General features: G+C 63.0%; 1 pseudogene. It reads left to right on the top strand.

Annotated elements, in window-relative coordinates:
• Positions 1–51 precede the first annotated feature (51 nt).
• Positions 52–1,363 (top strand): annotated as a pseudogene (locus DI005_RS08260) (IS3 family transposase).
• The last annotated feature ends 37 nt before the right edge of the window (positions 1,364–1,400 follow it).

The following is a 1,400-nucleotide window of genomic DNA, read 5'->3' as shown; positions in this document are numbered from 1 at the left end:
TGATGCGCCCCGGGTTCTGTGCAGGCTTTGATTCCAGGAAGGATGCAGAGCATGCCGGCACCGAAGAAGTACAGCGACGAGCTGCGTGAGCGGGCGACGCGGATGGCGTTGGATGGGATCGCGAGGGGCAGCGGATGGCAGTCATCCGCCGGGTCGCGAGTCAGTTGGACGTGCACCCGGAGGCGTTGCGGACGTGGGTCAAGCGCGCCGAGATCGACGCCGGCACGGCACCTGGCCGCACCAGCGACGACGCTGCGCGGATCGCCGAGCTGGAACGCGAGGTGCGTGAATTGCGGCGGGCGAACGAGATCCTGAAGACGGCTTCGGCGTTTTTCGCCGCCGCGGAGCTCGACCGCAAGACCAAGTAACCTCTGACGATTCCGCCCATCGGCGGGAGGTTCCGCTCGCGGTGGTCTTTGACTATATCGATGGCCACCGCGAGCGTGTTGTTGAGGGGAAGAAACTCGGGGTCGAGCCGATCTGCGCAGTCCTGAAAGAATCGGGTGTACAGATCGCTCCGAGAACGTATTGGGCAGCGAGGAAACGCGCACCATCAAAACGCGTCCTGCGGGATGCGGAGCTGCTCACCGAGATTGAGCGCGTGTTCCGTGAGAACTACAGCGTCTACGGGGCGCGGAAAGTGTATGCCCAGCTCAACCGTGAGGGAATCCGCGTGGCTCGCTGCACGGTCGAGCGGCTGATGCGGCAGAAGGGCCTGCAGGGTCTACGGCGGGGCAGGCGCCCCAGGACCACTATCGCCGCGGCCTCACCTTCGTCGGCAGACCTGGTCGGGCGCCGCTTCACCGCCGATCGCCCGAACCAACTCTGGGTAGCGGATATCACCTATATCCGGACGTTTTCGGGATGGGTATATGCCGCGTTCGTCATCGATGTGTTCTCAAGAATGGTCGTGGGCTGGCAGGTCTCGACCTCGTTGCACACGAATCTCGCCCTTGACGCGTTGGAGATGGGGATCTGGGCCAGGAAACGAGCCGGGCAAGACGTGACCGGACTTGTACATCATTCCGACCGTGGAGTTCAATATCGTGCGATTCGTTATACTGAGCGCTTGGCCGACGCAGAAGTGGTCGCCTCCGTTGGTTCGCGTGGGGATTCCTACGATAATGCGATGGCTGAGGCATTCAACTCGTTGCTCAAGGGCGAGTTGATCCATAACCCGATCGTTCTTGGTCGCGGATGGCAATCGATTCGGGATGTTGAGCTCGCCGTGGCCGAATACGTCGACTGGTACAACCACCGCCGCCTCCACGGCGAGCTCGGCCAACGCACCCCGGCGGCCATCGAGGCCGCCCACCGCACGTCAAGCTACGATCAACCCGTCCAGCCCGCCCGGGCTGGGTGACAGACAACAAGACCTGCACCAGACCCGGGGCGTATCA

The sequence above is a fragment of the Prauserella sp. PE36 genome (assembly GCF_003311655.1).
Taxonomy (GTDB): domain Bacteria; phylum Actinomycetota; class Actinomycetes; order Mycobacteriales; family Pseudonocardiaceae; genus Prauserella_A; species Prauserella_A endophytica.
The sequence above is the reverse complement of the archived record's forward strand: the minus strand, read 5'-3'. Positions and strand labels throughout refer to the sequence as shown.